Genomic DNA, 6,341 nt, shown 5'->3' on the forward strand with positions numbered 1-6,341 from the left:
ATAGGTTCGCGCAGGTGAGCGTGCATATCCGCAGTATCGAGACAGCGGTGCCGGGCACCGTCCTGCGCCAGCCGGAGGCCCGCGACCTCTTCCGCAAGCAGCCCGGGATCAGCCGACTCGGCTCCCGCCTGATCGGAGCCGCGTTCGACGCGTCCGGAATCGACACCCGAGGCACCGTGGTCGACGAACTCGATGGCGTCGAGCGGGAGGGGGACAGCGTCTTCTACGACGCGGCCCAGGGTCGGGTCCTCGATCCGGGCACCGCTGCGCGCAATGCTCTCTACACCCAGAGCGCTCCCGAACTCTTCATCCAGGCGGCTGACCGCGCGCTCACGGCAGCGTCGGTGAGCGCGGAGGACGTCACCCACGTCGTGACCGTCTCCTGCACCGGCTTCTACGCGCCCGGCCCCGACTACCAGCTCGTGCGTCGGCTCGGCCTCGCTCCCTCGACGCAGCGCTTCCACCTCGGCTTCATGGGCTGCTACGGCGCGTTCCCCGGGCTCCGGGCGGCTCGACAGTTCTGCGAAGCGGATCCGGAGGCGGTGGTCCTCGTCGTCGCGGTCGAACTCTGCACCATCCACCTGACCAGTTCGAACGATCCCGAGCAGATTGTCGCCACGTCCGTCTTCGGCGACGGCGGCGCCGCGGCAGTCGTCACTGCGCGCCCGCCCGCTCCCGGCACGCCGGTGTTGGAGCTCGACGCACTGGCGACGACGCTGACCGATGAGGGCGAAACCGAGATGGCGTGGACCATCGGCGACCACGGTTTCTCGATGCGACTGAGCACGTACGTGCCGTCGATCATCGGCGCGAACATCGAGGCGGCGGTCGCTCCGCTTCTCGCGAGCGCCGCGGTCGGGATGGACGACGTGGCGCGCTGGGCAATCCATCCCGGCGGTCGGAGCATCCTCGACAAAGTGCAGACCTCGCTCGGCCTCGACGACGAGCAGATGCATCCCTCCCGCGAAGTGCTGCGGACGCACGGCAACATGTCGAGCGCGACAGTCCTGTTCATCCTGCGGCGGCTCCTGCACGGCGAGGCAGCCGACGGCGAGCGGATCGGCGCGATGGCTTTCGGTCCGGGCCTCACCGTCGAACTCGCTTTGCTGACCAAGTGGGGCGAGGAGTGACGATGCGCGCTCCCCTCGTTCCGGACCTGCGCCGCCGGGAGGTCTCGGCGCAGGAGCTGATGGACGATCCGGACTGCGACCGGGCCCTGCTCGACGCGACCTACGCGCGCTTCGGCACCGTCAACCGGCTCGTGGCCGGCTGGCGGGGCCTGTACCGCTCGCGCGTGCGGCCGCTGCTGCTGCGCAGTGACGCGCCGTTCCGCCTCCTCGACATCGGGTCGGGAGGCGGCGATGTCGCGCGCGCGCTCGCGGGCTGGGCGCGCGAGGACGGCCTGCGCCTGAGCATCACCGCCGTCGATCCGGACGAGCGCGCCTCGGCCTTCGCCACCTCGACACCCGCCCCGGCCGGAGTCGAGTTCCGCCTCGCGAGCAGCACCGACCTCGTCGCCGAAGGCGCGCGATTCGACCTCGTCACCTCCAACCACGTCCTGCACCATCTGAGCCCCCAAGCCCTCGCCGCGCTCCTCCGGGACAGCGAACGCCTCGCTCCGCGCGCGCTGCACAACGACATCGAGCGCTCACGCCTCGCGTACACGGCCTACCTCCTCGCGACGCGCCCCCTCGCGGCGGGCTCGTTCCTGCACTACGACGGCTCGCTCTCGGTTCGGCGCAGCTTCACCGCTGCGGAGCTGCGAGCGGTCGCACCCGAGGGCTGGCGGGTGGAGCGCGCGGTCCCCTACCGGCTGCTGCTCACCCGGGGCGAAGTCTGAGCGGAGCAACATCCGCCGGCCGCGGCGCCCGCCCGCAGAAACCCGGCGCTCACTCGGTCGCGTCGCCTGCGCGCTCTGCCGCCGACTCGCTCACCCAGCCGGAGACGAGCGCGGCCAGCTCCCGAGCGCCACTCTCGGAGAGGTGGATTCCGTCGCTCAGCGCGACGAAACCCTCGGCGACGGCGCACTGCGTAAAACTCCACCGCAGGATCCGACGTCGGACGGCGGCGCGCATCATCATCCGAGAGCCGCAGAACGACGGCCCCGCGGCGCTCGCATACCTCTGCCGCAATGCCACCAAGCGCTCGTGGAGGGGGAGAACGGTCACACCCGCGTCGCCGCAGACTGCCCGAATCACTGCGTTCACGGCACTGACCGCCCGGGCAGCGTCGTCTGAGCCGTGCTCTCCCACCGGAGGGAGCGAGCCCACAGCGACCGCGGCGGTCGACTCGTGCCGCAGTCGGCGAACCAGCTCGGTGAGGTCCCTCCGGAAAGCCTGCTCGAAGACAGCCCGGCCGGTCCGCTTCACGAACCGCCCGCGTCGGCGTGCGTTCGAGAGTTGCCGGAGGATGTCATTCGTGCCGAGGAGGACCACGACGTGGGTCGCCTCCCCGAGCGCGCGGCGCGGCAGGCGTCGGAGCGCGGAGCTGACGCGGTCGCCGTCCACACCCGCGTTGGTGGTCGCGGAACCGGGAGGCAGCGCCGCGCCGACCAGCGGCAGCCACGGCGAGCTGGACCTCCCGCGCGTGATGCTGTCACCCACGGCGACAAGCCTGACGGCGTCCCCCCGCGCAGCGGTCATGAGAGCCCCGCAGCCCGGTCGATGCGGTCGGCGAGCGCGGCGCCCGCGGTGCGAGCGAAGCTTGCCGTGAGGTGGTCGTCGTCGCGGTAGACGACGACCCCGCCAATGACGGAGTGGCAGGTCGCGGCGTCGCAGAAGAGATCCGTCGTGTCGATCAGCGGGAGACCGAGTCTCGCGGCGATCCGCTGGGACTCGTGGTCGTCGAGGGGCGCGTCCTTCCCGCGGGAGACGGAGCAGGGGTCACTCCGCGCGCCGGCGGAGACGGTCGACGCTAGACAGCGCGGGACATCCGACCCCGGATTGGGCACGTCGCGGAGAATCAGCACCCGGCGGGCGGCGTCCTTCCACGACGAGATCGACGCGACGGCCGAGTCGACGACGTCCTCCGACGCGTCCGGGACGCCGGTCCGCTCCTGCACGTAGGCGGCGGCGTGGGAGCCGTAGACCACCGTGTCGAGGTCGTCGCGATGCCGCAACTGGTCACCGACCCAGGCCGACCACGCACTGCACGCCGACGAGACGACGGCCTGGGATGCGCGACCGCTGACATCTGACAGCAAGCAGCCGCCGTGGAAGTACACCTCGACATTCCAGTGGCGTGCGTCCGCACCCTCGAGCAGACCGTCAGCCCACATGGCCGCGTGGGAGTCGCCGACGAGCGCGATCGTCTTCGTCGCCCCCGGTGTCCTCCAGACGCAGTGCTTGTTCAGGACGTCGGTCCCGATGAGGTGGTGCGCGCATCCTCCGAGAAACGGAGGAGTGCCCTCGACCACGCCGACGTCGGCCGCCGACACGGCCGGTTCCAGGTCGCGCGGAAGCTCGAAGCGGTCGGAGCACGACTGCCCACTCATCGCACGCGCTCCCGCGCAGGGGTCGTCGGCGGCGAGCCGCGCGGAGACGTCGGTGCGGAGGGAGGCGAGCTCGGCCTGCGAGCGCGCCAACTGCACGGCGCTCGCCAGGACACCAACGAGGGCGAGGACGGCGACCATCCGGAGCGACCGGTCGATCGGCGAGCGGAACTTACCCAGCGGGCCGCGGGGCGGGAAGCGGTTCATCGTGCACCCGCCCGGAACCGGTTCTCGACCAGCCGATGCGTCAGCTCTGCAAGCATCACGGCGATGGCCAGGACAACGAGCAGGGACGCCGCGGAGAGCGGACGGGACTGCCCGGCGCCCGCAACGATCGCCGGCGCGAAGATGAGGACCGGCCAGTGCCAGAGGTAAATCGCGTATGACCGGGTCGCGACGTAGTCGATGATCGGATGCCCGCACGCGCGAGCGAGCCGGGAGCCCGCGGCGGGAGTCCCCGCCGCGATGACGAGCATCGCTCCTGCGACGGGAATGGCCGCGATCCAGCCGGGGAAGGCCAGAGCGGGAGTCACAAACACCAGGGCCGCACCGAGCAGCGCGGCGCCGACCAGCGCCAGAGGGAGTCGCGCGCGCGCCGGCGGCTGTGGGAGGAAGCAGAGGACCGCCCCGCCGAGGAACTCCCAGGCACGCACACCCGTGTTGAAGTACGCGGCTCCGGGAGCCGTGGCCGTCAGCCAGATCGACAGGAGGAAGGAGCCGGCGGCCAGCACGAGCACCGCGGCCCTGACCCGTCGGCGATCAATCCGCAGTACGCGAGCGGCGGCGGCCACTCCCACGAGTGCCGCGGGCCAGAGCGCGTAGAACTGCTCCTCCGTCGACAGCGACCAGAAGTGTTCTAGCGCCGTGGGCGCGGCCCCGGCCGAAAGGTAGTCCACCGCCTGAAAGACCAGGGCCCAGTTCTGAACGAGAAAGATCGAGGACAACTGTTGCACGGCGGTTCCGTCGCGGTCGATCACGGGCAGGATGATCGGGGCGAGCAGCGCGACCGTGGCGATGACCGTCAGCGCGGCCGGAAGCAGCCTGGCCGCCCGACGCAGCCAGAAGCGACGGAGCCGGATGCGGCCCGTCTCGTCGAGCTCGCGGACGAGGTGCGACGTAATCAGGAAGCCCGAGATCACGAAGAAGACGTCCACCCCGACGAAGCCGCCCGGTAGCGCAGTAGGCCAGTAGTGGTAGACGACGACGCTCGCGATGGCGAGCAACCGCAGCGCCGCGATTTCGGACCGGTGACCGCGCGGTGCGGCGATCGATCGGGGCGAGCCCAGGGGTGCGAGCCGCCCGGGAGCGGCGGCGCGGGTCGGATGTCCGGGGGTGAGCGCCCCGCTGGCAGGCAACCCGGGAGCCGGGAGCCGTGGGGTGACGAGCGCGTGAGAAGTCATGGCTTCATCGCACCAGAACGCGGCGCGGCCGTCAGTGCAGCACGGTGGACATTCGAGGTAGTGCCCGGTCTACCGAACCGGTCGTGGTTCTGTCAGCGGGGAGGCTCGACATCGCGGTCGGAGGAGTCGGAGCGCCAGGAGCGGGCGGCCTGCCAGCCGGCGATAGCCAGGATGAGGACGCCGCAGAGCAGAGTCAGCAGATTCGGCACGGAGAAGCCGGTGCTCGCAACGGAATTGATTCCCGCGCCGAGCACGAACACACCGCCCAGAAGGTAGAAGATGACCCTCGTCTTCACCGCTCCACCGCTTCCGTCGACCTGCACAGGACAAACCGATTCTAGTGCGTCACCGCAAAATCGACTGCTTCGGGCGGACCGTCATGGAGAGAGGCTGGCTCCCGTCACCAGCAGCCCTCCGATGAGCAGGAGTATCGCTTTACATCCCTGAGTCATCGTCGTCTCTCTTTCTCGTTGTGATGTCCAGGCACTTGATGGGCGAAGAGCGGCCGTCTCGTCCCAAAAGGCCTTGCAGGGGCCGGTGGTGGCCGAATTCGCCGATCCGATCGCTTTAAGCACTCCCGCCCACGACCTCGACGCTAGGCCTGCAAGCGCGCCCGCGACCTGAATTTGACAATTAACCATGTCATCCCGCTCCTGCGCCGTCAGGTTCGCTGAGTCCGGAGCATAAATATTCTTGCCATCGAACTGATCAACGAGGCTTATGCAAAATTCAGGGCAAGTGCCGCAAATACGCAGGTCGGTGGGATCTTCGTTGAGCATTCAAGAGTATTTTACATAGGCCTCTGTTCCGTTCGCGATCGGGTTCTCCGAGATGCTAGGTCCTTCGCGGTCTGCGCCATTGGTGTTTTACTTCGTGCCTGGGTGGCGACGTCGTGGCGGACCTTATCCTGCGATGGCTGGGGCACTAGTTCGGGTGTCCTCTCCGGCAGCGATCGGCGGTTGCCGTGCCTCTGGAGTCAATTGAATTTTCTGGTGGAACGCCGGGATGACGGGGAATCTGCCTGCGGCCGCCGCAGCAAGCTGTGTGCATGTAGGCGGAGCCACCGAGAGCAGCACCGCTCTGAGTCCTTGGCCGAGGTGTGGGGATGCACAGTGACGATTGCCGGGGTTCCTGTTCGTGTGTTGGCGGCGTGCTACGGTCTCGGCCAATATCACGAAGGGGAGCGTTTCATGGCTCAGATTAGTGTGACGCCGGAAGAGTTGAAGCAGCAGGCTCAGGTGTATACCCGCTCGAAGGAAGAGATCGAGCAGGCTCTTCAGAAGGTGAATCAGATGAATTCGATCATTGGTGAGGAGTGGAAGGGTCAGGCGTTCCAGGCGTATCTCGCGCAGTACAACCAGCTGTCTGAGAGCGTGAAGAAGTTCGAGGAGCTGTTGGTGAACATCAACGAGCAGTTGAATAAGTATGCGGACACTATCGCTGAGCGTGAT

The 6,341-nt window shown here is 68.5% G+C and carries 8 protein-coding genes; 3 read left to right on the forward strand and 5 right to left on the reverse strand.

Translation table 11 applies throughout. The annotated features are described in order from the left end of the window. The first annotated feature begins 14 nt into the window (after positions 1 to 14). Entirely contained in the window at positions 15 to 1,130 is a 1,116-nt protein-coding gene (locus tag B0H03_RS12725) for a type III polyketide synthase (protein WP_104266002.1), read from the forward strand. 2 nt (positions 1,131 to 1,132) lie between these two features. Next, a complete protein-coding gene (locus B0H03_RS12730; protein ID WP_104266001.1) occupies positions 1,133 to 1,840 on the forward strand; it encodes a class I SAM-dependent methyltransferase in 708 nt (235 codons plus the stop codon). Between the two features lie 49 nt (positions 1,841 to 1,889). Here the strand turns inward: B0H03_RS12730 and B0H03_RS12735 are convergent, their stop codons facing one another. The 5 genes from B0H03_RS12735 to B0H03_RS16275 form a co-directional block, all read right to left on the reverse strand. Further along, on the reverse strand, positions 1,890 to 2,603 hold the full coding sequence (locus tag B0H03_RS12735; RefSeq protein WP_160487358.1) for an SGNH/GDSL hydrolase family protein: 714 nt from the start codon (positions 2,601 to 2,603) through the stop codon (positions 1,890 to 1,892). 35 nt (positions 2,604 to 2,638) lie between these two features. Then, entirely contained in the window at positions 2,639 to 3,697 is a 1,059-nt protein-coding gene (locus B0H03_RS12740; protein ID WP_104265999.1) for an SGNH hydrolase domain-containing protein, read from the reverse strand. Next, on the reverse strand, positions 3,694 to 4,890 hold the full coding sequence (locus B0H03_RS12745; protein ID WP_104265998.1) for an acyltransferase family protein: 1,197 nt from the start codon (positions 4,888 to 4,890) through the stop codon (positions 3,694 to 3,696). The genes B0H03_RS12740 and B0H03_RS12745 overlap by 4 nt, the downstream gene beginning before the upstream one ends. 92 nt (positions 4,891 to 4,982) lie before the next feature. After that, complete coding sequence (locus tag B0H03_RS12750; RefSeq protein WP_104265997.1) at positions 4,983 to 5,213, reverse strand: hypothetical protein; 231 nt, start codon at positions 5,211 to 5,213, stop codon at positions 4,983 to 4,985. 54 nt (positions 5,214 to 5,267) lie between these two features. Further along, positions 5,268 to 5,669 (reverse strand): hypothetical protein, encoded by a 402-nt coding sequence (locus tag B0H03_RS16275; RefSeq protein WP_127844042.1) that lies wholly within the window; start codon positions 5,667 to 5,669, stop codon positions 5,268 to 5,270. Positions 5,670 to 6,080: 411 nt separating this feature from the next. On the opposite strand from B0H03_RS16275, the gene B0H03_RS12755 reads away from it, so the two are divergent. Further along, positions 6,081 to 6,341 (forward strand): WXG100 family type VII secretion target (locus B0H03_RS12755; RefSeq protein ID WP_109714896.1); only part of this gene is annotated, 261 nt, incomplete at its 3' end.

Origin of the sequence: Rathayibacter iranicus NCPPB 2253 = VKM Ac-1602 (genome assembly GCF_003149025.1) — a bacterium.
Lineage (GTDB): Bacteria > Actinomycetota > Actinomycetes > Actinomycetales > Microbacteriaceae > Rathayibacter > Rathayibacter iranicus.

What these genes read in the sequence shown, in the direction of transcription:
- B0H03_RS16275 (WP_127844042.1), bottom strand. Translation starts at nt 5,669, where the DNA reads ATGCTCAACGAAGATCCCACCGACCTGCGTATTTGCGGCACTTGCCCT.
- B0H03_RS12745 (WP_104265998.1), bottom strand. Translation starts at nt 4,890, where the DNA reads ATGACTTCTCACGCGCTCGTCACCCCACGGCTCCCGGCTCCCGGGTTG.
- B0H03_RS12740 (WP_104265999.1), bottom strand. Translation starts at nt 3,697, where the DNA reads ATGAACCGCTTCCCGCCCCGCGGCCCGCTGGGTAAGTTCCGCTCGCCG.
- B0H03_RS12730 (WP_104266001.1), top strand. Translation starts at nt 1,133, where the DNA reads ATGCGCGCTCCCCTCGTTCCGGACCTGCGCCGCCGGGAGGTCTCGGCG.